Source organism: Guptibacillus hwajinpoensis (assembly GCF_001039475.1).
Lineage (GTDB): Bacteria > Bacillota > Bacilli > Bacillales > Guptibacillaceae > Guptibacillus > Guptibacillus hwajinpoensis.
Genome location: NZ_LELK01000001.1, coordinates 24632 through 50937 on the forward strand (window position 1 = coordinate 24632; position 26306 = coordinate 50937).

A 26306-nucleotide genomic window follows, 5' to 3' on the forward strand; every position below is an offset into this window, starting at 1 on the left:
TCGGGGTTATTTCTTATTTATTTTTATTCCGTTAATCCCGATCAATAAACTAGGGTTGACATATAGTTAGATAATAGTTAAGATTTAGAAAATAACTTATCAAGAGAGACTGAGGGACTGGCCCGATGACGTCCGGCAACCTGCTTTTTGCAAGGTGCTACTTCCAGCAAAATGGAGTCCATTTTGGAAGATAAGGGGAATCAAGGTAACTTGATCTGTCTTTCCAATTTGGGAAGGCTTTTTTAAGTTGTTGAGCCTCTCCTATCGATTATTTCTTTCTAAGGGAGGTTGAAACTGGTGAGAAAAGAACAGAACTTTTCAGATGTTGCAGCTCGAATCGAACATATGCTCAGTACGTTGAAATTTGGATCAATTACCCTCGTGGTTCAAGATGGAAAAGTTATTCAACTTGAAAGGCAAGAAAAAGAACGACTAGATTAAAAAGCGCTGACTAGAGAAACTAGAGGCGGTTCTAACCACATAGGTTAGAACCGCCTTTTTCTTTGAAGGTTGGAAGAGGAGGGATCTTCATGCACTATTCTTACAGCAGTTGGTCAGGGCAAATGCCCGACTTTGATAGCAATTCAAAAACAAAAGGAGCGCTTGAAGTTTTAAAGTGGGCTTATCACACTTATCAAAATGACATTGTATATGCTTGTAGCTTCGGTGTAGAAGGTGTCGTCTTAATTGACTTGATTTCTAAAGTCACTAAGCAAGGTGAAATAGTCTTTCTAGATACGGGTCTCCATTTTGATGAAACATATGAATTAATTGAAAAGGTTAAAGTGAAATATCCTTTTTTAACGATTAAATTAAAAAAGCCCTTGCAGTCTGTAAGTGAACAAGCAGACTCACATGGAGATGAATTATGGAAACGTGACCCAACAAAATGTTGTAATCTTAGAAAAATCATGCCACTACACGAAGAATTGGATCCAAAAAGTGCATGGATATCAGGATTACGAAGAGAACAGTCACCATTGAGACAAAAGACGAACTTTCTAAACAAAGACGAGAAATTTGAGGCTATTAAGGTATGTCCCCTTATTCATTGGAGGTGGAAAGAAGTTTGGCGATATGTGCATGAGAACAATCTTGCTTACAATCCACTCCATGACAAGGGGTACCCAAGTATAGGATGTTCGGTGTGTACGGAAAGAGTACTTTCGGGTAGTGATTCGAGGTCTGGAAGGTGGGCTAACCAGAAGAAAACAGAATGCGGCTTGCATTTTGATTCGGCACCTAAGGACTGATGATTATGACGATTCTTGTCATAGCAGTTGCGATGTTCTTTGCAATGAATATTGGAGCGAGCGGAGCAGCTGCATCTATGGGAGTAGCTTATGGAGCAGGTGCGATTAAACGAAGACAAACAGCATTGCTTCTTTGTGCAATTGGGATTATCTTGGGAGCGGCTTTTGGTGGGGGAAACGTAATCAAGACAATGGGAAGTGGAATTATTCCATCTTCTGTTCTAAGCATTAAAGTGATCCTAATCATTTTTATATCGGCAACTGTTGCTCTCTTTTTAGCGAATATGTTAGGCATACCTCTTTCAACAAGTGAAGTGACGGTTGGCTCAGTAGTAGGAGTCGGTATAGCCTTTCGTGCATTATATTTCCAAAATGTAATGAGCATCATGCTGCTTTGGATCGTTATTCCGATTGTCTCCTTTTTGATTGCTTATTTCGCAGGAAAGCTTGTTTCATGGCTAAAGCATCGTTGGAAATTGACGCACAAATACCAACGGACACTAGGGATTGTACTAATTGTATCAGGCTTTCTTGAAGCTTTCTCAGCAGGTATGAATAATGTGGCAAATGCTGTAGGCCCTCTTGTTGGAGCGGGTGTCTTATCTTTATCTACTGGGGCCTTGTTAGGTGGGAGTTTTGTTGCGCTTGGTGCCCTCGTGTTTGGTAAACGAGTGATTGAAACAAATGGATACCGAATTACAAGGTTCTCACTTGCGGAAGGATGTGCTATTTCAGGAACTAGTGCGGGGCTAGTAATTGGTGCCTCTTTGTTAGGTATTCCAGTACCACTCACGCAAATTACAACATCTTCGATCATAGGAATTGGAACAGCAAAAAATGGATTTCAGCTTTGGCAAAAAGATGTAATTACTCGTATGTTGAAAGTCTGGGCCGTTTCACCTGTGTTCTCACTAGTTATTTCATATAGCATGGTGAAGCTGTTTCTAGAGAGTGATCTATATACACTAGTAGCCATTGGCAGCGTCGTTCTTGCTACAGTTGGCTCGAGTAGTCTTATAAAGTCGATTCGCACACAAAAACGAACTGTTTAATCATCGGAGAAGAATCTACATTTTTGGAGGGATAGAGATGACAACCATTAAACCACACGGTGGCCAATTGGTTAGCCGTTATAAGCCGAATGCTTCATTGCAAGGAATAAAGAATGAAATTGAATTAGATGATACTGCATTAAGTGATCTGGAGTTAATAGGTACAGGTGCTTACAGTCCACTAGTAGGTTTCCTAAATGAAAATGACTACCAATCTGTCGTACAACACCTAACGTTAGAAAACGGAGTGCCCTGGAGTATCCCGATTACTTTACCTGTAAATCACGATATAGCCAAGAAGGTAGAAGTAGGTGAGCTAGTAAAACTCGTGAGCAAAGGAACTGTGTATGGGACGTTGTTCATTGAATCCATTTATGAGCCAGATAAAAAAGAAGAAGCTCGATGTGTGTATCTTACTGAAGATGATGAACACCCTGGAGTGAAGAAGGTTTATGAAAGACCAGCTGTTTATGTTGGAGGAACAATTACGCTTATTGAAAGAAGTAATAAAGGACAGTTCAAGAAGTATCATTTTGATCCTGCAGAAACAAGAAGCTATTTTAAGAGCAAAGGATGGGAAACTGTTGTGGGATTTCAAACAAGAAATCCAGTGCATAGAGCGCATGAATACATTCAAAAAACAGCTCTCGAGACAGTAGACGGATTATTTTTGAATCCGCTAGTAGGTGAGACGAAGTCTGATGACATACCAGCAGAAATACGAATGGAAAGCTATGAGGTTCTTTTAGGAAACTATTATCCGTCAGAGCGCGTTCATCTTGGTGTATTTCCTGCAGCTATGCGATATGCAGGTCCAAGAGAGGCTGTTTTTCATGCGATAGTTAGAAAGAATTTTGGCTGCTCTCACTTTATCGTTGGAAGGGACCATGCAGGAGTAGGAAATTATTACGGAACGTATGATGCACAGAAAATATTCAGTATGTTTACGAAAGAGGAGCTTGGTATTACACCAGTGTTCTTCGAGCATAGTTTCTATTGTGAGAAGTGTGAAAGTATGGCAACTGCCAAAACGTGTCCACATGATAAAGATCATCATGTCATTCTTTCAGGAACAAAAGTCCGCTCTCTATTGCGAAAAGGGGAGCCTCTCCCTGAAACGTTTAGTAGACCTGAAGTTGTTGAAGTGCTAATCAAAGGAATGAGTAATCAATCAATTAAGGCATAGAAAGGAGAAAGGTATGGGAGTGAACAATCATTTAACATGGCACGATTCCGTTGTTACCAAAGAGTTGCGGCATCAAAGAAATCAGCATAAGAGTGCTGTGCTCTTTTTTACAGGTCTTTCAGGATCAGGTAAATCAACTATAGCTAACCTTGTTTCTATTAAATTACACGAACTGTGCGTTCAAAGCTACGTATTGGATGGTGATAACATTCGTCAGAGGCTGAATAGGGACTTGGGCTTTCAAGAAAGTGATCGAAAAGAGAATATAAGGCGCATCGGCGAAGTATCGAAATTATTCGTTGATAGCGGTCAATTCGCTATAACTGCATTTATCTCTCCATATCAATGTGATCGAAAACTTGTACGGGACCTTTTTCCATCAGGTGAATTTGTAGAAATCTATGTAAAGTGTCCAATCGATGAATGTGAGCTTAGGGACCCTAAGGGGTTATACAAAAAAGCACATAATGGTGAAATACAAAACTTTACTGGCGTTTCTTCGCCTTATGAGGAGCCAATTAATTCAGAGATTGTTATTGAATCAAACCATGAGACACCTGAAGCGTGTGCGAATAAAGTTATTTCTTATTTGGCTCAGCAAGAACTATTACCGAAATGATGCTTTCAGCGGGGTAAAGTTTTCATTACTGATGAGGACAGGAGGAGAATGCATGTTGGGAAAAGTATATTTAGTTGGTGCAGGTCCAGGTGACGTTGATCTTATTACAGTAAAAGGCGTAAAGTGCATTGAAGAAGCAGATATCATTTTGTATGATCGTTTAATTAATAAGGATCTTTTGAATTATGCAAAGAAAGATGTTGAATTGATTTACTGTGGAAAACTCCCTCATTATCACACTCTTAAACAAGAAACGATCAACAAATTTCTTGTTAAGCATGCCTTAAAAGGGAAAGTTGTGACCAGATTGAAAGGTGGCGATCCTTTTGTTTACGGTAGAGGGGGCGAGGAAGCAGAGGCGTTGGCGAATAAAGGTGTTCATTTCGAAATAGTGCCTGGTATCACTTCAGGTATTGCTGCTCCAGCTTATGCGGGGATTCCAGTAACGCATCGTGAACTTAGTTCTACTTTTGCTTTTGTCACTGGTCACCGTAAAGAGGGCGAGGAAGAAGAGCTACGCTGGGAAAGTCTTGCGAAAGGGATTGATACATTAGCTATTTACATGGGTGTAAGTAACTTACCTTATATTTGCTCAATGCTTCAAAAGCATGGAAGAAAGAAGGAAACACCTGTTGCACTTATCCACTGGGGTACAACTGGTGCGCAAAGAACAGTCACGGGTACGCTTGAGAACATAATCGAAGAAGTAAAGAAAGCAGACATTCAGAATCCGAGCATGATTGTGGTTGGCGAGGTAGTTAACTTAAGATCCAAATTGAGCTGGTTTGAGGAAATGTCTCACGACCAGAAGAATGCATCTATAGCTGTTAATGCTTTATAGGAGGGGTTAAGCGTGCAGGCTGTCTTATATATTTGCCACGGTAGTCGAGTGAAAGAAGGGCGCGATCAGGCGGTAGCGTTTGTAGAGAAATGCAAATCTGATATTCCATATCCCATACAAGAAACGTGCTTTCTCGAACTCGCCGAGCCGACCATTCAGCAAGGTATTGAATTGTGTATCCAAAAAGGAGCGACAGATATCGCGATCATACCAGTGCTACTGTTAGCTGCAACACATGCCAAAAAAGATATTCCTAAAGAAGTCGAGATTGCTCAGACGAAGTTTCCTGAAGTAGTATTTCAAATTGGTCGTCCTCTCGGTGTTCATGAAAAACTAATATCTGTTATTTCTGATCGTGTACGAAATACAGGCATTATGGTTAAAGCTGAATCAACTGCGCTGCTTGTTGGGAGAGGGAGTAGTGATCCGGATATAAAAAGAGAGATGGAACAAATTGCAGAGATGATTAACTTAAAACTACCGTTTAATAAGGTATCCGTATGCTTTCTAGCGGCTGCTAATCCAACTTTCGAAGAAGGATTAGAGCACGCTAAAACGACAAATAGTCAGGTATTTGTTATCCCATACCTTTTATTTACAGGCATTCTCATGAGAGAGATGGAAGATGATATAAGGAAGTTAAATCAATTTCATCAGGAATTTGTACTTACCGATAACCTTGGGTACCACGCGGACTTAAGAGAGGTATTGAGAGAACGTATTATTGAAGCAACCGGAATAAAAGCATGAACGAATATCCAGTAATGCTTAACCTTAGTGGGAAAAAAGTGATCATTGTAGGTGGAGGGAGAATTGCGAGAAGAAAGATAAAGAATTTACTGGGATGTGGTGCATTAATTACGGTCATTAGTCCAAAGATTCATCAAGAAATCCAGCAACTTGTACTCGAACATCGAATACATCTAATTGAACGTGAAGTTGTTGCTGAAGACTTACGTAAAGCATTCCTAATCATTACAACGACAAATTCTATTGCTGTGAACGATTTTGTTGTAAAGCATGCGAGTGAGCATCAGCTTGTAAATGCATCGCACAGTTACAAGGCGGGTAATGTTTCCATTCCAGCTATACTAAGGCGAGGGAAGCTGAGTATTGCAGTCTCGACAGGAGGAGCAAGTCCTATACTTGCTAAGAAGATAAGAGATGATCTCGCAATGAGGTATAATAACTCCTATAGTAATTATGTAGATCGACTATATGAACTTCGTTTAGAAACTAAGAAGTTATGTATAGATGAAGAAGAACGTAAAAGAATTCTAGAAAAAGCAATGATAACGAAATTCATCAATGTAGGGAATGGGCACTAGTTATCATGTGTTGTGCTACATAATTCTTTACTGACAGAACAAAGAGAAGCATTCGAACCTTTCGAATGCTTCTCTTTGCAGTTTAAAGTACGTTAAAGTATCTCCCTTCTGGATGAGCGAACACCATAGCTGTTACAGAAGCTTCAGGCTCCATCATACATCCGTCGGTTAGTTCTATACCAATTTCACCTGGGTAAATGAGATCGAATAACTTCTTTTGATCATCGAGCTCAGGACATGCAGGATATCCGAATGAAAATCGTTGCCCCTGATATTTAGCAGAGAAGCGATTTTGCATAGTGAAATCTGTTGGATCTGGGAATCCCCATTTGTCACGCATCAGTTGATGGACATGCTCGGCAAGACCTTCAGCTGTTTCAAGTGCAAGTGCTTGTAGTGCATGACTCTCAAGATAGTCACCCTGGCTCTTGAGTTCTACAGACCGTTCTCTAATTCCACTTCCAGCTGTCACTGCAAAAAATCCAACATAATCCATTACACCGCTTGAGACTGGATGAAGGTAATCTGCTAGACACAAAAACGGTTCCTTATATTGCCTCGGAAATGTAAAGCGCTCAATGATTGTTTGATGATCAATTGGATCATATATAATAACATCATTTCCATTAGACTGAGCTGGAAAGAACTGGTACTTAGCAGAAGGCTTAATCCAGTTTTCTGTTTTTGCTCGTGCAATGAGTTGGTCAACAACACCTTTTAGAAAGAGAGCCTTTGCGTTTTTTTCATTAAGAAGTCTTGATACTTTTCCTTTAAGGCCTAGATGATGCCCAATTAACATTTGCATGTTAATATATGGTTCGATGTGGGCTACTGAATAATTCCTTAATACATGAGGAGCAAGATCATAAGGCGTAAATACTGGTGCTAAGGATACCGTGGATTCTTGCTTAATCGCCACGGCTGTAGTTGATGATGAGGAAGGAAGAGTAGTCAGCGATGCTGCTTTTCTCGTATGCTCTTCAACCAGAGCTCTTTTCTCATCTTCATTACTGAGCTGGTTTGAAATGCTTAATCCAGACATTGCATCTTTTGCATAAAATACTGGTCCATCATACTCTGGCGAAATTCGATTATCTGTAAACTTTCTAGATAGTGCCGCACCACCGACGAGAATGGGTATAGAAATTTTTGCTTGTTTCATATCCTGCGCAGTTAATACCATTTGTTGAGCGGATTTGACAAGTAAACCAGAAAGGCCGATGAAATCAGGCTGATGATTCTCAATCTGTTTAATTAAGTCGGTAGGAGTTACTTTGATTCCAAGATCAACAACCTCAAAACCATTGTTGCTCAAAATGATCTCGACCAGGTTTTTTCCAATGTCATGCACATCGCCTTTCACAGTTGCTAATAATACTTTACCTTTCGAGCTTGAAGAATCTTCTTTCTCCATATGCGGTTCAAGAAACGCAACAGATGCTTTCATAACTTCAGCACTCTGGAGAACTTCAGCTACGATCAATTGATTATCATTAAAAAGCTTCCCGACCTCAGCCATACCGGTCATTAAAGGTCCGTTGATAATTTGGAGTGGGGAAGTATACTCATGCAAAGCTTTCTCTAAGTCTGGGATTAGCCCTTCCTTTGTTCCTTCAACTACATACATGGCAAGGCGTTCTTGAAGTGTTAGAGTGGAGTGCACCTTCGTTTCTTTTTTCTTGCCTCTATAAAAAGCTGTGAAATCTGCAAGTGTTTCATCAGTTGTTGTGAAAAGCAATTCATCCGCAAGCAGAATTTCCTTCTCAGAAATTGATGCGTATCGTTCAAGTTTTTCAGTGTTTACGATCGCATAATCAAGACCTGCTTTTGTACAATGATACAGATAAGAAGCATTCAAAACTTCTCTACCAACTGGTGGTAAACCAAAAGAAACATTACTTATGCCGAGAATTGTTTGACAATCAGGCAGCTCTTTCTTGATCATTCGAATTCCTTCAATCGTTTCCGCTGCTGAACCAATGTACTGCGCATCACCAGTACCTACTGGAAAAACAAGCGGATCAAAGATGATATCTGAAGAGTTAAGTCCATATTTACAAACGAGTAAGTCATGAGATCGCTTAGCGATTTCAAGCTTTCGTTCTGCTGTAATCGCCATCCCAGTTTCATCAATCGTTCCTACCACAACCGAAGCTCCATATTGATGAATTAAAGGTACAACTGCTTCGAATCGTTCTTCTCCATCTTCAAGGTTAATCGAATTAATGATTGCTTTACCCTGGGAATAGGAAAGAGCTTTTTCAATTACGGCGTCATCCGTCGAGTCAATAATTAGAGGGGTTTTCACTTTATTTACAACGTATTTCATAAAGTTCTCGGTATCAGCCAATTCATCGCTATCGGGGTTTGCGAGGCAGATGTCAATAACCTGTGCCCCTTTTTTTACCTGTGACCTAGCAATTTCTGATGCTTCTTCAAATTTTTCTTCCGCAATAAGGCGCTTGAATTTCCTTGAACCAATAACGTTCGTTCGTTCACCAACAAGAATGGGCCTAGCACTTTCATCGTAAATTAACGGCTCTATACCAGAAATCGCATGCGGGTGTGATGAAGGACCAGTTCTAGGTTTGATGTTTTTTACAGATTCCTTAATGGCTGCAATATGTGCTGGAGTAGTGCCACAACAACCACCTACAACGTTAAGCCAACCTTTGTTAGCAAAGCCGGTTATTTTAGCAGCTAGCGTTTCTGGCGTTTCGTGATAATTGCCTTCTTCATCAGGAAGACCTGCATTTGGATAGCAGCTGACTGCAGTAGTTGCAAGGTCAGAAAGAGAGCGAATATGATCTCTCATAAACTCCGGTCCAGTTGCACAGTTTAGTCCTACAACTGCTGGATTCATATGTTCGAGAGATAAGTAAAATGCTTCAATGCTTTGACCTGCGAGTGTTGTTCCCATAGGTTCAATCGTACCTGATATCATCAGCGGAACGGTTTGGTTTAGTTCTTTAAAAGACCTCGAAATGCCAACATACGCTGCTTTAACGTTTAACATATCCTGACTCGTTTCAATAAGGAGAAGGTCGACACCCCCTTTCAACAATCCTTTCGCTTGTAGAGCATAAGAATTGCAGAGGGCTTTAAACGTTGTTCCTCCTGTAACAGATAATGTTTTTGTCGTTGGCCCCATTGCACCTGCAACATAGCGAGGGTTAGAAGGTGTAGAAACGGTAGAGGCCGCTTCCTTTGCAAGAAGAGCAGACGTATAATTGATTTTTTCTGTTAAATGCCCGAGGTCATACTCGTCCAAAACAAGATCAGTTGCTCCAAACGTGTTTGTTTCGATAATATCAGCACCTGCTGACAAATAGTCTTCATGTATTAATTGAATGAGATCAGGTCTCGTTAATGATAGGTATTCGTTACAGCCTTCGTATGCTTCACCTCCAAAATCTTCTGCTGCTAAGTTTGCCTGTTGAATCATTGTCCCCATAGCTCCGTCTAGAACAAGGATTTTCTTCTGTAGATGATCTTTAAACGATGTGTAGGCCATTACGAATCTTCCTTTCATCTTCTAAACGAGTTTTTTCTTTAATATATCGAGCTAACTCTACAGTTAGTTCATACCGTAAAAATGGCGTAATTAAATAAATGCCGTTAAATAAATCAAAGGCTGTATCGATGAGGTACTTGGCTATAGCGAGTCCTTCTAGTTGAGCCTCTTGATCGTCAGAAGCTTTTGTCATTCTACTCCTTATAGAATCAGATAGTTTGATTCCGGGTACTTCATTATGAAGAAATTCTGCATTTCGAGAGCTTGTTAACGGCATAATGCCTATATAAATCGGGCATGTTAAATGCTTTGTTGCCTCATATACCTCTACTATTTGTTTGTCATCGAAGATCGGTTGACTAATAAAATAATCAGCACCATGTTGCTGCTTCTTTTCAAGTCTTGAAACGGCTCGGTCAAGGTGGCGGATATTTGGATTAAAAGCACCTGCAATGGAGAAAGATGTTTTGATGCCGAGTGATTTACCTGAATACGAGATTCCTTCATTAAACTGCTTGATTAGTTTAATAAGATCAAATGAAGAAACATCATATACAGATGTGGCACCCGGAAAATCTCCTATCTTAGTTGGATCTCCTGTGACGGCGAGTACTTGATTTATTCCGAGTGTATGAAGACCCATTAAATGAGATTGAAGACCAATGATATTCCGGTCGCGACATGCAATATGAACAAGAGGGCGGGCATTATAGTGAGATTGGATCGTAGATGCCATTGCAGTATTGCAAATGCGAGGTGAAGCAAGTGAGTTATCTGCAAGAGTGATAGCGTCAACTCCAATTTCTTGGAGAGCTTTTGCACCTTTAAGATATTTATCAATCGATAATTTCTTAGGTGGATCAAGCTCCACAATGGTTGACTTCTTGTTAAGAGCGATTTCATGAAGATGGGGTATTCGTTCATTTTTAGTTTCAGAGATTAATGAATCGCTCTCTTTAATAGTTATTTTTTTAGAAGTGATAGGCTTAACGTCTTTTAATACACTAGCTGCAGCTGCAATGTGTTCTGGCGTTGTACCACAACAGCCGCCAATTAACCTTGCTCCCTGTTGATGTAGAGCCTTTGCACTTTCTTTAAAGTAGTCTGGTGCAGTTGGGTAGGTGAGTCGTCCATCTTCATAATCGGGCAAACTAGCATTTGGATAGGCAGATAGAAAACTGTGTGATAACGGAACCTGCTCTAATGATTGGATCATGTGATAGGGTCCAAGACGACAGTTAACGCCAGTAACATTTGCCCCAGCAGCTTCTAACTGGTTAAGTGCAGATGAAAGTGAAGTCCCATCTTGAAGAACGCCTGGTTCGTGCATAGACACTTGTGCAATTAGAGGGAGGTCCGTATGTTTTCTCGCGATTTCAAGGACTGTTATCAGTTCCTCTAGATCGTAATATGTCTCAAGCATGATGCCGTCTACACCTTCAAACAGGAGACAATAAAGTTGTTCTCGAAAACTACGCTTTACTTCATCAAGTGGTGTAGATGAGGCGTTTATTCCTCGTATGCCACCTATCGTCCCTAGAATATATGTTGATTCTTTTGCAGCCATCCTCGCTAACTTTACTGCTTCAGTATTTATTTCTTTAACAAGGTCCTCAAGACCATAACGAGCTAATTTACTGTAATTCGCACCATACGTATTGGTTTGTATAACTTCTGATCCAGCATCAACATAAGCCCGGTGAACATTTACAACTTGTTCTGGGTGGGAAAGGTTTAATTCTTCAAAACATTGATCAATACCGTAGGAATAGAGAAGTGTCCCCATTGCTCCATCACCAATTAGAACTTTATTCTCGAGTGCTTTAAGCAGATTCATACCTGAAGTCCCCTAGTAGGTGTGTCATACCGTTTTATTGCTGCCAAGGCATTTTGAAAGTCTTGGAGCAAGTCGTCTGCGTTTTCAAGTCCTACCGAAATGCGTAACAATCCATCCGTGATTCCGCGTTTCTTTCTTTCTTCAGAAGGCATTGATGCATGAGACATTTTAGCAGGGTAAGAAAGGATTGATTCTACAGCACCAAGACTAACCGCATATACAGGGAGTTGAACGTGTTTTGTAAAAAATCGAACAGCATTTTCATCAGGAAGACGAAAGGAAAGAACAGCTCCAGGACCTCCAGCTTGATAAAGGTGTGTAGAATGGCCTGGATGAAATGAGAAGCCAGGGTAGTAGACTTCTTCAATGATTGGTTCTTTCGCCAGTGCGTGCGCGAGACGAAATGCTGATCTTGATGATTGCTCAAGTCGACAATGGAGCGTTTTTAACCCTCGAAGAACAAGCCATGAATCATGCGGACTTAGGATTGAGCCAAAAGAATTCTGAAGAAACGAAAGCTTCTCGGCAAGTTGCTCATTTCTAACAACGGCAAGGCCTGCGACAACGTCACTATGGCCAGCTATAAATTTCGTTGCGCTATGAAGAACAATATCTGCTCCAAATTCTAAAGGGCGTTGAAGAGCGGGAGTCATAAAGGTGTTATCTACAAAGGTTAAACACTCATTCGCTTTGGCAAGTTTCACAACAGCTTGGATATCTGTGATTTTAAGCAGCGGGTTAGAAGGTGTTTCAATGTAAATCACTTTAGTGTTTGGCTGAATGGCAGTAGCCACTTCTTCTAGGTTCGTCATATCTACAAATGTATGCTCGATTCCAAATCGAATAAGGACATCATGAATCATGCGATAAGTCCCTCCGTAGACATCTTCAGATACAAGTACGTGGTCGCGTTGTGATAAGAGCATGAAGGAAGTAGAAATTGCCGCCATGCCTGAGGCAAATGCAAAACCTCGAAAACCACTTTCAAGATTTGCGATCGTTGTTTCCAGTGCTTCACGGGTAGGGTTGCCAGATCGGCTGTAATCATAACGACCGGGTTGATCGAAATCGGTTTGATGAAACGTAGAAGCGTGATGGATTGGAACGCTCACCGCTCCAGTCTCCTCATCAGCTTTGTGTTTATTATGAAGTAGCTTTGTTTGAAATGTATGAGAATGGTCAGTCATGTTGAACGGCCTCCCTTATTAGTTAGTGCCTGTTGTAGGTCCTGTAAAAGATCGTTAATTGCTTCGATTCCAACGGAGAAGCGAAGCAATCGATTGCAAATTCCTTTTTCAAATCTCGTTTCCTCTGGGATTTCTGAATGAGTTTGAGTAGCAGGATAGGTAATAAAGCTCTCAACTCCTCCAAGACTTTCTGCGAAAGTGATGATCTTCAGGTTTCTTAGGAAAATGTCGACACCTTCTTCGGAACTTAAGCGGAATGAGAGCATTCCGCCTTTCCCTGGATAAAAAACATCTGTTATAGCTTCGTGTTTAGTCAAGTATTCCACAACTAGCTTTGCGTTTATTTCATGTTGCTTGAGTCTAAGGGGGAGAGTTTTCATTCCACGTATGACTAACCATGAATCGAATGGAGAAAGAACTGCACCTGCTCCATTCTGATATCGTTCAAGATCAGCACAAAGGGTTTCGCCTTTTGCTACAACAAGTCCAGCCAGAACATCATTATGACCAGCAAGATACTTCGTTGCACTATGGACAATAATATCTGCACCTGTAACAAGTGGATTTTGTAAAAGAGGGGTAAACAGCGTATTGTCTACGATTAGTTGCAGGGTGTGTTCATGAGCGATATGTGCGAGTTCTGTTAAGTCGGTCAGTTTCATTAATGGATTAGACGGATTTTCAACAAAGATTGCCTTTGTGGAATCATGAATAATTGATGGGATGGATTCAAGTTGCTGGCTGTCGAAATAAGTGAATGTAATACCAAAATGATTTTCAGCATGTGAAAAGAGCCTATACGTGCCACCGTATAAATCGTCAGAAACGAGTATATGATCACCTGTTTTATAGAGAGAGAGAACTGCTTGAATGGCTGCCATTCCAGAGCTAAATGCAAAACCTTGATCACCTTGCTCAAGTTCAGTTATAGCTGTTTCCAGAATGGATCGTGTTGGATTTTTCGTTCTTGAATAATCGTATCCAGTAGATTGGCCAACCCCTCTATGGCTGTATGAAGTAGAGAAGTAAACCGGTGGATTTACAGCCCCTGTTTGAGGATCGGACCTGTTACCTAATTGAACGAGTGAGGTTTCATACTGTTTGTTTGACATCATCATTCTCCTTTTCCAATAAGTAAAGGGCAATAAAAAAAAGCCCTCTATAAGAAGAAGACTTTGGCTGCTCTTCTTCTTATCGTTCAAGTTGAATTCAACTTGCTGGAATTAGCACCTTTCCAGAAATAATCCGGTGGTTGCTGAAGCTTCATAGGGCCAGTCCCTCTGCTTCTCTAGATAAGAAATGAAATTGTATAAAGTTTTTGTGATGATTCTTGTTCAATAATCTACATGATGTGAAAACGAATTGCAAGTGTTTTTTGAGAATTATCTGAAATCTGCTTTATTTTACTTCATCAGTGCGCTCATTTGTTACTCGTTTTTTCGGAAGAGGTATTTCTTTAATTGTTAAGTAAAGAAGCATGATCGCTATAAACCAGTATAGCAAGAATCCTAATGGTACTGATGTTTTTAAAGTCGCCATAATTGCAAAGAAAACAGTGGGAATTGTAACGGCATAAACAGAAAGTACCCATAGTTGTTTATAAGATACTTTGCGTTTGGAGATACTTCTCAAAAGTAAACCAATTGTAGCTAGCACTGTAATGCCAATAAACTTAAGCCCAGTTTGAAATAGATAGACAACAAAGATAAGCAGGGGAATAAAAATTGGCAACAGGCTATCTAAGTTTTGAGAAAGCTCACTTACATCCTGTTTTGTAAGTGTCATCGTACTGAAATTACTGTAATCAAACTCTTGACTTGTACCTCCATCATTTACAACTATACGATCTTCAAGAAAGGCGATGACTGCATCATATTCTAGAGCATCATCAGGTTTCGTTTCTCCTGTTGAGTCGAATATAAACGTTTGCCCGTCTCTATTTCGTATAAGAGGTTCCGATTGCTCAGAAGTAAGCTTCCCGTCTTCCAATGTAAATTCAGGTACTTCATTCATGTACGTCTTAAGCTCGTCGTAAGCGTTTGTGAACGAAACAGCCGTGATGATTCCAACAGGAACAGAAGTGAGTAGCATAAGTAAAAATACATAAAGAATAGGCTTTCCGAGTTTTTGGAAACGAAAGCGAGCCATCATTTTAGGTGAGTATAAACTGTAATAAAGTTGTTTAAAAACGTTCAAATCAAAATCTCCTCTCCAATTAAGGGGTCTTTCCTCAAAACCAGTTTAGCTTAAATCGGAGTACGTGAACAACAAAAGATCTGAAACTTTTCTGAAACAATGGTCACTTACTAATAATAAATTTACAAATCTATATTAACTCTTTACAAAGGGGGTGTCGATGTAGATAATAGACAAGGGACTTTGTTGAGTATTGTCGAAAAAAATAAATCTAGGTGCAAGGGGTTGAAATGATGGAACTCAACGTTCAGGAGATGATCTTTCAGTTTGTGGGAGGTCTAGGTATATTCCTGTTTGGACTTAAGTATATGGGAGATGGCCTTCAAAGATCAGCAGGCGATCGGTTAAGAGATATATTGGACCGGTTTACGACGAATCCTTTTATGGGTGTGCTAGCAGGGATAGTAGTTACTATCTTATTACAAACTAGCTCAGGTACTACAGTTCTTACAGTAGGACTAGTTAATGCAGGATTTATGACTCTTAGACAGGCTATCGGCGTCATAATGGGTGCAAACATAGGTACAACCGTAACAGCATTCATAATCGGTATACCTATCAAAGATTACGCATTACCAATAATCTTTATCGGTGCAGCACTAATCTTCTTTGTTAAAAACAAAAAGATAACGTATCTCGGACAAATAATATTTGGTTTTGGTGGATTATTCTATGGTTTAGAACTGATGAGTAATGGTATGAAACCTTTAAGAAGCCTTCAGGCGTTCCAAGACCTTACTGTTAGTATGAGTGACAATCCAATATTAGGAGTAGTCATTGGTACCGTATTTACCGTTATTGTACAAAGTTCGAGTGCGACTATTGGCGTTCTTCAAAGTTTATTCTCTCAGGATGCTATGTCGCTTCAAGCTGCTATGCCAGTACTATTTGGAGATAACATAGGAACAACCGTAACGGCTGTATTAGCATCAATTGGTGCCTCAGTAGCAGCAAGAAGAGCAGCTCTTACACATGTTATTTTCAACTTAATTGGAACAACGATCTTCTTGATTATTTTATCACTGTACACACCTTTCATATCATATATCCAAGGTGTATTGAATTTAAATGAAGAAATGACAATAGCATTTGCGCATGGTATCTTTAATGTTTCTAATACAATTATTCAGTTCCCATTCATTGCTTTACTTGCTGTATTAGTAACAAAGATTATTCCTGGTGATGATACTACTATTGAGTATAAGCCCAAACATCTTGATCCAGTCTTTATCGAACGTTCTCCATCTGTTGCGCTTGGTCAGGCTAAAGAAGAAGTTATCCGTATGAGCGAATTTGCTTATAAAGGTGTAAAAGAAGCTTCTAAATATGTGACTTCAAAAGATCAGAAGAGTGCAGAAAAGACGGCTCAGTATGAAGAAGCTATTAATAACTTAGATACTAAGATTACAGATTATCTAATCCAACTGTCGGCAACTTCTCTATCAGGTGAAGAATCGACTCGACACGGAATGTTAATGGACTCTGTACGTGATATTGAACGTATAGGAGACCACATGGAAAATATCGTTGAACTTGCAGATTATCAACTTAGTAATAAAGTGAAAATGACAGATGTTGCTATGAAAGATCTTGACGATATGTTCGAGTTGACTCTCACAACTCTTCAACAAGCATTCGATGCATTGGATAAATGGGATACTGAGAAAGCTCATGAAGTTGTGAAGTTAGAAGATAAGATAGATAAGATGGAAAGATCCCTTCGTAAACAGCATATTCTAAGGTTGAACGAAGGCGAGTGCACAGGTAGTGCAGGAATCGTATTCGTTGATATGATCAGTAATCTAGAGCGTATCGGCGACCATGCTGTGAATATTGCTGAAGCAGTTATTGGCGAAGAATAGAATCGTTTAAGATGGAAGCAGAGAAATAATCTGCTTCCATTTTTTTATAGTGTTTAACTAATATTAATAGAAGGAAATAAATTGTGAGTATATAATAGAAGGAAAAGGAAAAGGAGGGTGAAAACATGGAAATTTTATTTTGGTTACTCATTAGTATTTCGTTTCTAGTGGCTTTTGTAGGATTAATATATCCCATTATCCCTGCTGTGTTATTTCTCTACATAGGATTTATGATGTATGGTCTGTTTTTTGAGTTTGCTCCGATGACGATTTATTTCTGGGTTATTCAGTTACTTCTCACTGTTTTATTGTTCGCAGCAGATTATGCAAGCAACTTATTCGGGGTAAAGAAATACGGTGGTTCAAAAGCAGCTATATGGGGAAGTACGATTGGGTTGTTAATAGGACCCTTTGTCATTCCGTTCGCTGGAATACTCCTTGGACCATTTATAGGAGCTGTGGGCGCTGAATTACTTCTTCACCGTAAACCGTTTAAAGAATCTGTTCAAGTTGGAGTAGGATCACTACTAGGGTTTTTAGGAGGAGCATTAATGAAAGGTGTTCTTCAAGCTATCATGGTGATTGTATTCTTAGTCTATGTACTATAATTTTGGCGTTCTTGATGAGTAAACGAAAGAATGGTATAGTGTTTTCAGAATTAATTTAGTTAAAGCGAAAATAAATTTCAAATAAGTTATTGACGCTTTGTTTTCTAATATGGTATATTAGTTCTTGTCGTTAAGAAATATTCCACAGTAGCTCAGTGGTAGAGCTATCGGCTGTTAACCGATCGGTCGTAGGTTCGAATCCTACCTGTGGAGCCATATGGCGGTGTAGCTCAGCTGGCTAGAGCGTACGGTTCATACCCGTGAGGTCGGGGGTTCGATCCCCTCCGCCGCTACCATTTATTTTAAAACGACACACAGTGGCGGTTGTGGCGAAGTGGTTAACGCACCGGATTGTGATTCCGGCATTCGTGGGTTCAATTCCCATCAGCCGCCCCACTATATTACATAAGGACCCTTAGCTCAGCTGGTTAGAGCTGACGGCTCATAACCGTCCGGTCGCAGGTTCGAGTCCTGCAGGGTCCACCAAATGCATATCGGAGGAATACCCAAGTCTGGCTGAAGGGATCGGTCTTGAAAACCGACAGGGGCTTAATCGCCCGCGGGGGTTCGAATCCCTCTTCCTCCTCCATTTACTCTTTCAATGCATTGAAGCATTATCTTGTAGAGGAACATTAATTCATTTATATCGTCGCGGGGTGGAGCAGTTCGGTAGCTCGTTGGGCTCATAACCCAAAGGTCGCAGGTTCAAATCCTGCCCCCGCAACCAATTATAAATTCTGACTACGTCGAATAAACTTCTACGTTAAAACTTAATTCGGAGTCCCATTAGGGCAACCTAGACTCAAACTTAGGTGCTAATACACTCAAGAGTAAGTGAACGATACATATTAATAATATTGCATTCTTTGTATAGAGATTAACTTGTTTTCTCTAACATTTAAGAAGATCCCTCGGCTCTGTAGCTCAGTCGGTAGAGCAGAGGACTGAAAATCCTCGTGTCGGCGGTTCGATTCCGTCCGGAGCCACCACTTAACAAAGATCCCACTCGTCATTTATGACGAGTTTTTTTGTTTCTATTTTTACTCGGATGTTTAATTTTAAATATAGCGGGGAAAATCTATATGTGTTGCGGAAGTTCAAATGTTTATTATTTGAAAACGCATGACAAATCTGCTACTGTAAACTTGTGACGTCGTCATGTCCTAGTGACGGGATTCCCGTCCTGACAGCAAGTTACATATTATTTTAAGGAGGAGATTCACAATGGCTAAATTTGAACTACCAGAACTACCTTACGCTTACAACGCACTAGAACCACATATTGACGAAGAAACAATGAAGATCCACCACGACAAGCATCACAACGCATATGTAACAAAGTTGAATGGTGCACTAGAAGGTCATGAAGACCACTCATCTAAGAGCCTTGAAGACCTTCTTGGTAACCTTGATGCTCTACCTGAAGGCATCCGTACTGCTGTTCGAAACAATGGCGGTGGACATGCAAACCACTCACTTTTCTGGCAACTTCTAAGCCCAAATGGCGGTGGAGAACCATCAGGTAACTTAAGTGAAGCAATTAAAACGAAATTCGGTAGCTTTGAAAGCTTTAAAGAAGATTTCGCTAACGCTGCTGCTGGACGCTTCGGCTCAGGCTGGGCATGGCTAGTAGTTAAAGGCGGCGAACTTGAAGTAACGAGCACACCTAACCAAGATACTCCTGTAATGGAAGGTGTTACACCTATTCTAGGTCTTGATGTTTGGGAGCATGCTTATTATCTTAAGTATCAAAACAAACGTCCTGATTACATCAGCGCATTCTGGAATGTTGTAAACTGGGATGAAGTTGCTAAGCGTTACGAAGCAGCTAAATAATAAAAGGTAATTGATTAACCCCGACAACTCTGTTGTCGGGGTTTTTAGTATTCAATTCGAACAGAAATGGAACCAAAAATAGCTAGTGCCTTTTCAATGACGAGATCAGTAAGGCTAGAGCCGTCTTCAAAGTCGTACTCGCTTATTATAAGGATTTGCCTGTCTGACATGGTAATGATAAGTTCTTCCAAGTCATTATTAATGAGTATGGTATGGCGATTTTTGTGATAGACATAATAGCCATTGAGTTGGTTAAGCACTTCTTCTAACGTCATAATGAAATGATTTCGAACTTCAGGAATGATTGATTTGTGTTGGTGTTTAAAGCAGAACATGTCATATCCCCTTTCAAAAACAGTTTATCCTTTTTGAAACATCCGCATAACGAGCAGGAATTAATACAAAATAAGGGTGGATGAAAAAAGGGGAGTTTGCTATGAAAGTCATTAAACACATGATTGGTGATATAGAAGTAACAAAGGATTTATTGTTATTGCTTACAATCGGTGGATTATATGCATTGAGCATTGCGCTCTCAAACACGTTTGTAAATGTGTACCTGTGGAAACAGTCCGGTGAGTTTACTGATATAGGCATTTACAATCTTGCAGCTGTAATTAGTCAACCATTAACCTTTATCCTGGCTGGTAAGTGGGCGAAGAAAATGGACAGGGTAATTGTATTAAGAATAGGGGTCATATTTCTTGCACTTTTCTATATTACAGTCTTAGCTCTAGGTCAGAATGCGAGTCACTTACTGATCTTACTAGGAGCATTACTTGGTATAGGTTTTGGCTTTTACTGGCTTGCTTTTAATGTGTTAACATTTGAGATTACTGAACCAGAAACGAGAGATTTTTTTAATGGGTTTCTAGGTCTACTTACATCATTTGCAGGGATGATTGGACCGATTTTCGCGGGATTTGTAATATCAAGCCTCGAAGCGTTTACAGGCTATAAAGTAATTTTTGCGGTTTCACTTGCATTGTTTTTCACGGCTGTAATTTTAAGTTTCTTCTTAGAAAGACGCTCCGCAAAAGGCACATTTTCATTTAGACGAGTGTTCCAAGAGAGGAAATCAAATTCAGACTGGTTGAATATATTGCATGCTCACTTCTTTCAAGGAATTAGAGAGGGGACTTTTATTTTCATTATTGTTGTCCTTGTCTTTATTACAACTGAAAGTGAACTAGCGATTGGAACGTTTGGACTTGTTAATTCAGCAGTCGCTTTTCTTGCTTATTACCTTGCAACCCGACTCATTAAACCGCGCTTTAGAAAAAAAGCTATATTATATGGTGGAATTATGCTTTATGCGTCTGTTTTTCTTCTCATATCTGATTTGACCTTCGGGAAGCTACTCGTTTATGGAATATGTATTTCTCTTGCTTATCCTTTACTTCTCGTACCATATATTTCTTTAACGTATGATGTAATAGGGAAAGCATGGAATGCTGCTGAAATGCGAATAGAATATATTGTGGTTCGAGAAGTATATCTCAATTTAGGCAGGATAGTTTCCATCATCCTATTTCTAATCGCTGTCTCTTTGTTTAACGACGCAAAAAGTATCCCGATCTTATTGTTGATTGTAGGTGCAGGATATTCGTTTATCTATCTGTTTATTAGGAAGCTGAAAAGCAAACCTGTTTCAGAAACAGAATCACCACCAGAAGCGTTACAATAGCTCCTTAGTCCCTTTACTTTTGTGACACCAGTAAGTATAGTTAGTAGAAGAGATTACAGAGGGACACCTGTCTGCAACAGGTGTCTATATGTGTTGGAGGGGAGTTAATCGTGAAACATTCAAAAAAGAAAAGCCATGTTCCGTTCAGGCTTAATATATTGTTTCTATCCGTTTTTCTACTGTTCTCTACGTTGATCTTGCGATTGGGAGTCATTCAAATCGTGAATGGTGAAGAATATCAACGTGTATCTGAACAAACAGAAAATGTGACTGCAGAATCAACAGCACCAAGAGGAAAAATGTATGACCGTTACGGTCGCGTTCTTGTAGACAATAATCCGGAATTTGCGCTTACATATATTCGAACGCAAAATACGAAGCAGGCTGAGAGACTCGAATTAGCCCAGAAATTAGCTAGCTTCATTGAAAAAGATACAGATGATGTGATTGATCGAGACTTGAAAGATTACTGGATTATCGCAAACCCTGAAGAAGCAAAAGCGAAATTAACTGAAAAAGAATGGGAAGAGATGGAGTCTGGTGATGCCTATCAGCTTCAAATTGAGCGCATTTCTGATAAAGATTTAAATACGATCAAAAACGATCCTGCTGAGTTGGAAGTAGCTGCGATCAAAAGAGCGATGGATAATGGGTATGCACTTTCTTCGCAAACAATCAAAGTCGGTTTAACAGAAGATGAAATTGCAAAGATAAGTGAAAATCTTGGAGAGCTTCCAGGTATCGAAATTCAGGCTGATGCGACACGAGAGTATCCATATGGAGATACACTTCAGACAATCTTTGGGAATGTAGGACCGATTCCTCGCGATGAACTTAGCTATTACGGACTAAGAGATTATGAACGAAACGACCAAGTTGGTATTAGCTATCTTGAGAAAGAATATGAAGAGTATTTAAAAGGCCAAAAAGAAAAGCTTACGTATGTTACTGATAAATCAGGGGAACCAATTGGTGAGCCCGAAGTAATTGAAGGTAAACGAGGAAATGACTTGGTTCTATCTCTTGATATTGATTTGCAACAAGAAGTAGAAAAAATTCTAGATGAAGAATTACGTGATGCCAGACAATATGGAGCTACTCGTGGTTATGTAGTCATGATGGATCCTGAAACTGGCGAGATTCTTTCTCTTGCAGGTAAAGAATATAGCAAAGGTGAATTTAAAGATCGAACGTTTGGCGTTATTGGTGACGCTTATGCCATGGGGTCCACTGTAAAGGGAGCTACAGTTTTAACCGGATATCAATATGACGTAATTAAACCAAATACAGTACTAAGAGACGAAGTATTGTATTTTAAAGATGAAGGTAAAAAATCTTCCTATACTGCAAATGCAATGGGGCCAATTACAGATCTAGTGGCGTTACAGAGATCTTCAAACGTTTATATGTGGAAAATTGCTATGATGATGGCAGAATATGATTATGCACCATATGAAAGCAGTAGCTATGACCCTACAGCTTATAATGAATTTAGGGAATCCTTCTCTCAGTTTGGTCTGGGGGTCAAAACAGGTATCGATTTACCAGGAGAAAGTTCTGGTTTGAGTGGTGGTTCTAATGATTTTGGTAAGATTCTTGATTTTTCAATTGGACAATATGATACGTATACACCTGTTCAAATGGCTCAATATATATCAACTATTGCTAACGATGGATATCGTATTGAACCCCATCTCCTAAAAGAAGTGCATGAACCATCTGATAAAGAAAATTTATCCAATACAGTTCTTTATCAACACACACCTAAATTGTTGAATAAAATAAAAATGAGTGAAGATAAAGTAGAACATGTACAACGAGGAATGTGGATGGTTATGAACACCAAGGAAGGAACAGCAAGATCAGGATCATATTTCGAGAGTAATGATTATGTGGCAGCCGGAAAAACTGGTACGGCTCAGATAGGTGATGATTATAACCTCACTCTTGTTGGTTACGCTCCATATGAGAATCCTGAAGTAGCTTTTTCTGTTGTTGTTCCAGAATTAAATGATTCAACTTCTGGTAAAGTTAACAAAAAGATCGGTGGACGTATTCTTGATGCTTACTTTGATTTAAAAGATGAAGCCAAGAAGCCAAAAAACTATGAAGAAACCAAAAAAGAAGATTTGGATTAAGAAGAAAACCGCTGAAAAGCGGTTTTTTTATATATCAGGGGACACATTAAGGGGAGATGCATCTCTGTTATTAATAAATTCATAATCTGAATGTATATAAATATCCCTAAGTCCCCAGAAAAAGACAAATTAAAACGTTTTCCTACACGTCTTTACAATTTCTTTACATTCGGTTTATATGTCATTAATATCTGGGCTGTATTCTATGACTTGTGAGAGAGATGAGTAACGGCATCTCACCATTCACAGTACAAACATCCATTTAGGGGGAAATCACATGAAGTTCAAAGGCATTATGCTTATGCTAGTTATGTCGATGGTGTTAGTTTTCGCAGCAGCTTGCGGAAATAATAGCGAAGGCAATGGCGGTAACGGTGAAGAGTCTTCTGATAAAGTATCCGGAGATGTATTGATGGACGGATCTTCTACAGTATTTCCAATTATGGAAGCTGTTGCTGAAGAATATGCTTCTGCACAACCTGATGTTAAGGTAAGCGTTGGTGTATCCGGTACTGGCGGTGGATTCGAGAAATTCTCAGCTGGAGAAACTGACATGAGTAACGCTTCTCGTCCTATTAAAGAAGAAGAAGTGAAAGCACTTGAAGAAGCAGGTATTGATTTCACTGAGTTTGAAGTCGCTAAAGATGGTCTTTCAATCGTAGTAAACAAAGAAAACGACTGGGTAAACCAGCTTACTATTGAAGAACTTCAGAAAATTTGGTTAGGCGAAGCAACAATGTGGAGTGATATTAACTCTGAATGGCCAGAAGAAAAAATCGTGCTATTTAGCCCTGGTACTGACTCTGGTACGTACGACTACTTCAACGAAGTCGTTCTTGAAGAAGAGCAAATGAATAAGGAAGCAACGCTTTCTGAAGATGATAATGTTCTTGTGAATGGTGTGACTGGTTCTAAGAATGGAATGGCATTCTTTGGATATGCATACTACCTTGAAAATAAAGAAAATCTTAATGTAGTACCAATTGTAAACGGTGAAGGCGAAGCTATTGAGCCTAACGCTGAAACAATTCAAGATGGCACATACGAACCACTTTCTCGTCCAATGTACACTTATATTAAGCATTCGTCTGTTAAAGATAAACAAGCAGTAAATGACTTTGCTAAGTATACTTTTGAAAATGCTGGTGACATGGCCGAGGCTGTTGGTTATGTAGCACTTCCTGAAGAGAAATACACTGAAGCATTGGACAAGCTAAACGAAATCGCTGGTAAGTAATATTAAATGAAACAGTTTAGTGAGGAGTTAGAACTCCTCACTTTATCCTGTTTTGCTCTTTTGTGAGGGGGAGTAATAAATGCAAGGGTCAATTCGTCAGATGATAAAAGATAAAAAAGAGAAACAACAGTCTCGTTCGAAAATTGTTGAAAAAATTGTTCCAGGGATATTACTGATATGTGCAATCATATCGGTATTAACAACACTTGGAATCGTATTTACATTAATCGTTGAAACAATTACTTTCTTTAGCCAAGTATCTGTTATTGAATATTTTACAAGTAAAGATTGGTATCCGTTTTTTGAAAGTGATCCAGACTATGGCATTTGGCCATTGATCTCAGGAACTCTTTTGATTACTGGTATTGCTATGCTTGTTGCAGTGCCATTTGGACTTGGAGCAGCCATTTATTTGAGTGAATATGCAACTGATCGAGTTAGACGAATCATTAAACCGATTTTAGAAGTTTTAGCAGGAATTCCAACAATTGTGTATGGTTTCTTCGCTTTAACCTTTGTCACTCCCGTTCTACAAAATGTTATTCCAAGTTTACCTGTTTTTAATGCACTAAGCCCAGGAATTGTAGTTGGTATCATGATTATTCCTATGATTGCTTCACTTTCGGAAGATGCAATGAGCTCTGTGCCAAATGCAATCCGTGAAGGAGCTCTCGGTTTAGGTGCAACACGTTTTGAAGTTGCTGTTAAAGTTGTTCTTCCAGCAGCACTCTCAGGAATCATCGCTTCAGTTGTACTTGCGATATCTCGTGCAATTGGGGAGACGATGATTGTAACGGTAGCAGGTGGGGCAACACCAAAACTTACACTTGATGTGACAGAGTCTATCCAAACGATGACTTCATATATTGTACAGGTGAGTCTTGGTGACGCAGGGTTCGGAACAACGATTTACTACAGCATTTACGCTGTTGGTATGACGCTGTTTTTATTTACACTCATTATGAACCTTGTTGCTCAATATATTTCTCGTAGATTCAGGGAGGAATACTAATGCAATTAGTTGATCAGGCAAAAGTCAAAAGTAGAATGCAAACTAGACTCAAGCAAAATAAAGTTCTTAAAGGTGTTTTCTTTGGAACAACAATTTTTGCGTTAGTCGTTCTTGTTATCTTGCTATATCGGATATTGACTCAAGGAATTGGTTATCTGGACTTACAATTCTTCCAAAACTTCGCTTCCAGATTCCCAGAAAAAGCAGGGATTAAAGCAGCTTTCTTTGGATCTTTATGGCTAATGGCCGTTATTGCTCCAGTGTCATTGATAATCGGAGTAGGAACAGCGATATACCTTGAGGAATACGCAAAGAAGAACCGTTTTACGACGTTTATTCAAATTAATATTTCAAACCTAGCTGGTGTTCCATCAATTGTGTTTGGTTTACTTGGACTAACTGTCTTTGTAAGAATGCTTGAAATGGGTAGAAGTGTCCTAGCGGGTGGTTTAACGATGAGTTTGCTAATCTTGCCAATCATTGTTGTAGCAGCTCAGGAGGCAGTTCGTTCTGTACCGAAAGAATTACGTGAAGCATCATATGCTATGGGTGCAACAAAGTGGCAAACGATTAAAAAAGTCGTCTTACCTGCTGCAATACCAGGAATTCTGACTGGAGGAATCCTAGCGTTATCGCGTGCTATCGGTGAAACAGCGCCACTTCTCATGATTGGTGCGCTTACGTTTGTGGCGTATTTACCTGAGAATTTATTATCTGGGTTTACTGTTATGCCTATTCAAATATTTAACTGGACAAGTCGTCCGCAAACCGAATTCCATGATGTTGCTGCAGCTGGTATTATAGTATTATTAGCAATGCTTCTTATCATGAACTCCATTGCGGTCCTAATTCGAAATAAATTTTCAAAACGATTATAAGAGAATAGATGCTCTCATCATCAAGTAAAGGGGAT

The 26306-nt window shown here is 39.6% G+C and carries 22 protein-coding genes, 7 tRNA genes and 2 riboswitches; of the genes, 23 read left to right on the top strand and 6 right to left on the bottom strand.

Annotation, left to right across the window (positions count from 1 at the left end; genetic code table 11):
- Positions 1–93 precede the first annotated feature (93 nt).
- Positions 94–197, top strand: a riboswitch (SAM riboswitch).
- A gap of 100 nt (positions 198–297) precedes the next feature.
- The 8 genes from AB986_RS21300 (at position 298) to AB986_RS00165 (ending at position 6279) form a co-directional block, all read left to right on the top strand.
- Positions 298–441 (top strand): YezD family protein, encoded by a 144-nt coding sequence (locus tag AB986_RS21300; protein WP_152670895.1) that lies wholly within the window; start codon positions 298–300, stop codon positions 439–441.
- Between the two features lie 89 nt (positions 442–530).
- Complete coding sequence (locus AB986_RS00135; protein WP_084006349.1) at positions 531–1253, top strand: phosphoadenylyl-sulfate reductase; 723 nt, start codon at positions 531–533, stop codon at positions 1251–1253.
- Positions 1253–2305, top strand: coding sequence for a sulfate permease (cysP, locus tag AB986_RS00140; protein ID WP_048308874.1), 1053 nt, complete (start codon positions 1253–1255; stop codon positions 2303–2305). Before AB986_RS00135 ends, cysP begins: the two co-directional genes overlap by 1 nt.
- A 37-nt stretch (positions 2306–2342) precedes the next feature.
- The gene (sat, locus tag AB986_RS00145; protein ID WP_048308875.1) at positions 2343–3491 is read left to right on the top strand and encodes a sulfate adenylyltransferase; all 1149 of its coding nucleotides are present in this window, start codon (positions 2343–2345) and stop codon (positions 3489–3491) included.
- Between the two features lie 13 nt (positions 3492–3504).
- Positions 3505–4110, top strand: coding sequence for an adenylyl-sulfate kinase (gene cysC / locus AB986_RS00150; RefSeq protein ID WP_048308876.1), 606 nt, complete (start codon positions 3505–3507; stop codon positions 4108–4110).
- Between the two features lie 55 nt (positions 4111–4165).
- Positions 4166–4951, top strand: coding sequence for a uroporphyrinogen-III C-methyltransferase (cobA, locus tag AB986_RS00155; protein ID WP_048310737.1), 786 nt, complete (start codon positions 4166–4168; stop codon positions 4949–4951).
- A gap of 12 nt (positions 4952–4963) precedes the next feature.
- On the top strand, positions 4964–5701 hold the full coding sequence (locus AB986_RS00160) for a sirohydrochlorin chelatase (protein ID WP_048308877.1): 738 nt from the start codon (positions 4964–4966) through the stop codon (positions 5699–5701).
- A complete protein-coding gene (locus AB986_RS00165) occupies positions 5698–6279 on the top strand; it encodes an NAD(P)-binding protein (RefSeq protein ID WP_048308878.1) in 582 nt (193 codons plus the stop codon). The genes AB986_RS00160 and AB986_RS00165 overlap by 4 nt, the downstream gene beginning before the upstream one ends.
- An 82-nt stretch (positions 6280–6361) precedes the next feature.
- Here the strand turns inward: AB986_RS00165 and metH are convergent, their stop codons facing one another.
- The 5 genes from metH to AB986_RS00190 all read right to left on the bottom strand — a co-directional run bounded on the left by metH (position 6362) and on the right by AB986_RS00190 (position 15013).
- Entirely contained in the window at positions 6362–9793 is a 3432-nt protein-coding gene (gene metH / locus AB986_RS00170) for a methionine synthase (RefSeq protein WP_048308879.1), read from the bottom strand.
- Positions 9774–11630: a bifunctional homocysteine S-methyltransferase/methylenetetrahydrofolate reductase gene (locus tag AB986_RS00175; RefSeq protein WP_048308880.1), complete on the bottom strand. Its 1857-nt coding sequence runs from the start codon at positions 11628–11630 to the stop codon at positions 9774–9776. The genes metH and AB986_RS00175 overlap by 20 nt, the downstream gene beginning before the upstream one ends.
- Positions 11627–12817: a cystathionine beta-lyase gene (metC, locus tag AB986_RS00180; RefSeq protein WP_048308881.1), complete on the bottom strand. Its 1191-nt coding sequence runs from the start codon at positions 12815–12817 to the stop codon at positions 11627–11629. The genes AB986_RS00175 and metC overlap by 4 nt, the downstream gene beginning before the upstream one ends.
- Positions 12814–13929, bottom strand: a complete 1116-nt coding sequence (locus AB986_RS00185) for a methionine biosynthesis PLP-dependent protein (RefSeq protein WP_048308882.1) — start codon at positions 13927–13929, stop codon at positions 12814–12816. Before AB986_RS00185 ends, metC begins: the two co-directional genes overlap by 4 nt.
- Before the next feature lie 76 nt (positions 13930–14005).
- A riboswitch (SAM riboswitch) is annotated at positions 14006–14116 on the bottom strand.
- A gap of 99 nt (positions 14117–14215) precedes the next feature.
- Positions 14216–15013, bottom strand: a complete 798-nt coding sequence (locus tag AB986_RS00190) for a DUF1189 domain-containing protein (RefSeq protein ID WP_048308883.1) — start codon at positions 15011–15013, stop codon at positions 14216–14218.
- A 233-nt stretch (positions 15014–15246) separates the two neighbouring features.
- Between AB986_RS00190 and AB986_RS00195 the strand changes: the two genes are divergently transcribed.
- From AB986_RS00195 to AB986_RS00240, 10 genes are all read left to right on the top strand, one after another.
- The gene (locus AB986_RS00195; protein ID WP_201779263.1) at positions 15247–16875 is read left to right on the top strand and encodes a Na/Pi cotransporter family protein; all 1629 of its coding nucleotides are present in this window, start codon (positions 15247–15249) and stop codon (positions 16873–16875) included.
- A 125-nt stretch (positions 16876–17000) separates the two neighbouring features.
- Positions 17001–17483: a DUF456 domain-containing protein gene (locus tag AB986_RS00200; protein WP_048308885.1), complete on the top strand. Its 483-nt coding sequence runs from the start codon at positions 17001–17003 to the stop codon at positions 17481–17483.
- A 141-nt stretch (positions 17484–17624) separates the two neighbouring features.
- Positions 17625–17699, top strand: a tRNA-Asn gene (locus AB986_RS00205).
- A gap of 3 nt (positions 17700–17702) precedes the next feature.
- Positions 17703–17779 (top strand) — tRNA-Met (locus AB986_RS00210).
- 24 nt (positions 17780–17803) lie between these two features.
- Positions 17804–17879: transfer RNA gene (locus tag AB986_RS00215), tRNA-His, on the top strand.
- A 13-nt stretch (positions 17880–17892) separates the two neighbouring features.
- Positions 17893–17969, top strand: a tRNA-Ile gene (locus AB986_RS00220).
- A 10-nt stretch (positions 17970–17979) separates the two neighbouring features.
- Positions 17980–18072, top strand: a tRNA-Ser gene (locus AB986_RS00225).
- Positions 18073–18133: 61 nt separating this feature from the next.
- Positions 18134–18210: transfer RNA gene (locus tag AB986_RS00230), tRNA-Met, on the top strand.
- Between the two features lie 186 nt (positions 18211–18396).
- A tRNA-Phe gene (locus AB986_RS00235) sits at positions 18397–18472 on the top strand.
- Between the two features lie 235 nt (positions 18473–18707).
- Positions 18708–19319, top strand: a complete 612-nt coding sequence (locus AB986_RS00240) for a superoxide dismutase (RefSeq protein ID WP_048308886.1) — start codon at positions 18708–18710, stop codon at positions 19317–19319.
- 44 nt (positions 19320–19363) lie between these two features.
- Here the strand turns inward: AB986_RS00240 and AB986_RS00245 are convergent, their stop codons facing one another.
- Positions 19364–19654, bottom strand: coding sequence for a hypothetical protein (locus tag AB986_RS00245; protein ID WP_048308887.1), 291 nt, complete (start codon positions 19652–19654; stop codon positions 19364–19366).
- Positions 19655–19755: 101 nt separating this feature from the next.
- On the opposite strand from AB986_RS00245, the gene AB986_RS00250 reads away from it, so the two are divergent.
- From AB986_RS00250 to pstA, 5 genes are all read left to right on the top strand, one after another.
- A complete protein-coding gene (locus tag AB986_RS00250) occupies positions 19756–21006 on the top strand; it encodes an MFS transporter (RefSeq protein ID WP_048308888.1) in 1251 nt (416 codons plus the stop codon).
- A gap of 110 nt (positions 21007–21116) precedes the next feature.
- Positions 21117–23144, top strand: a complete 2028-nt coding sequence (locus tag AB986_RS00255) for a peptidoglycan D,D-transpeptidase FtsI family protein (protein ID WP_236690282.1) — start codon at positions 21117–21119, stop codon at positions 23142–23144.
- 277 nt (positions 23145–23421) lie between these two features.
- On the top strand, positions 23422–24381 hold the full coding sequence (locus AB986_RS00260; RefSeq protein ID WP_048308889.1) for a PstS family phosphate ABC transporter substrate-binding protein: 960 nt from the start codon (positions 23422–23424) through the stop codon (positions 24379–24381).
- Between the two features lie 79 nt (positions 24382–24460).
- A complete protein-coding gene (gene pstC, locus AB986_RS00265) occupies positions 24461–25393 on the top strand; it encodes a phosphate ABC transporter permease subunit PstC (protein WP_048308890.1) in 933 nt (310 codons plus the stop codon).
- On the top strand, positions 25393–26271 hold the full coding sequence (pstA, locus tag AB986_RS00270) for a phosphate ABC transporter permease PstA (protein WP_048308891.1): 879 nt from the start codon (positions 25393–25395) through the stop codon (positions 26269–26271). The genes pstC and pstA overlap by 1 nt, the downstream gene beginning before the upstream one ends.
- Positions 26272–26306 lie beyond the last annotated feature (35 nt).

What these genes read in the sequence shown, in the direction of transcription:
- pstC (WP_048308890.1), top strand. Translation starts at nt 24,461, where the DNA reads ATGCAAGGGTCAATTCGTCAGATGATAAAAGATAAAAAAGAGAAACAA.
- AB986_RS00165 (WP_048308878.1), top strand. Translation starts at nt 5,698, where the DNA reads ATGAACGAATATCCAGTAATGCTTAACCTTAGTGGGAAAAAAGTGATC.
- AB986_RS00185 (WP_048308882.1), bottom strand. Translation starts at nt 13,929, where the DNA reads ATGTCAAACAAACAGTATGAAACCTCACTCGTTCAATTAGGTAACAGG.
- AB986_RS00200 (WP_048308885.1), top strand. Translation starts at nt 17,001, where the DNA reads ATGGAAATTTTATTTTGGTTACTCATTAGTATTTCGTTTCTAGTGGCT.
- AB986_RS00195 (WP_201779263.1), top strand. Translation starts at nt 15,247, where the DNA reads ATGGAACTCAACGTTCAGGAGATGATCTTTCAGTTTGTGGGAGGTCTA.
- cysP (WP_048308874.1), top strand. Translation starts at nt 1,253, where the DNA reads ATGATTATGACGATTCTTGTCATAGCAGTTGCGATGTTCTTTGCAATG.
- AB986_RS00245 (WP_048308887.1), bottom strand. Translation starts at nt 19,654, where the DNA reads ATGTTCTGCTTTAAACACCAACACAAATCAATCATTCCTGAAGTTCGA.
- AB986_RS00240 (WP_048308886.1), top strand. Translation starts at nt 18,708, where the DNA reads ATGGCTAAATTTGAACTACCAGAACTACCTTACGCTTACAACGCACTA.
- AB986_RS00135 (WP_084006349.1), top strand. Translation starts at nt 531, where the DNA reads ATGCACTATTCTTACAGCAGTTGGTCAGGGCAAATGCCCGACTTTGAT.
- AB986_RS00175 (WP_048308880.1), bottom strand. Translation starts at nt 11,630, where the DNA reads ATGAATCTGCTTAAAGCACTCGAGAATAAAGTTCTAATTGGTGATGGA.
- AB986_RS00250 (WP_048308888.1), top strand. Translation starts at nt 19,756, where the DNA reads ATGAAAGTCATTAAACACATGATTGGTGATATAGAAGTAACAAAGGAT.
- pstA (WP_048308891.1), top strand. Translation starts at nt 25,393, where the DNA reads ATGCAATTAGTTGATCAGGCAAAAGTCAAAAGTAGAATGCAAACTAGA.
- cysC (WP_048308876.1), top strand. Translation starts at nt 3,505, where the DNA reads ATGGGAGTGAACAATCATTTAACATGGCACGATTCCGTTGTTACCAAA.
- metC (WP_048308881.1), bottom strand. Translation starts at nt 12,817, where the DNA reads ATGACTGACCATTCTCATACATTTCAAACAAAGCTACTTCATAATAAA.
- metH (WP_048308879.1), bottom strand. Translation starts at nt 9,793, where the DNA reads ATGGCCTACACATCGTTTAAAGATCATCTACAGAAGAAAATCCTTGTT.
- sat (WP_048308875.1), top strand. Translation starts at nt 2,343, where the DNA reads ATGACAACCATTAAACCACACGGTGGCCAATTGGTTAGCCGTTATAAG.
- AB986_RS00260 (WP_048308889.1), top strand. Translation starts at nt 23,422, where the DNA reads ATGAAGTTCAAAGGCATTATGCTTATGCTAGTTATGTCGATGGTGTTA.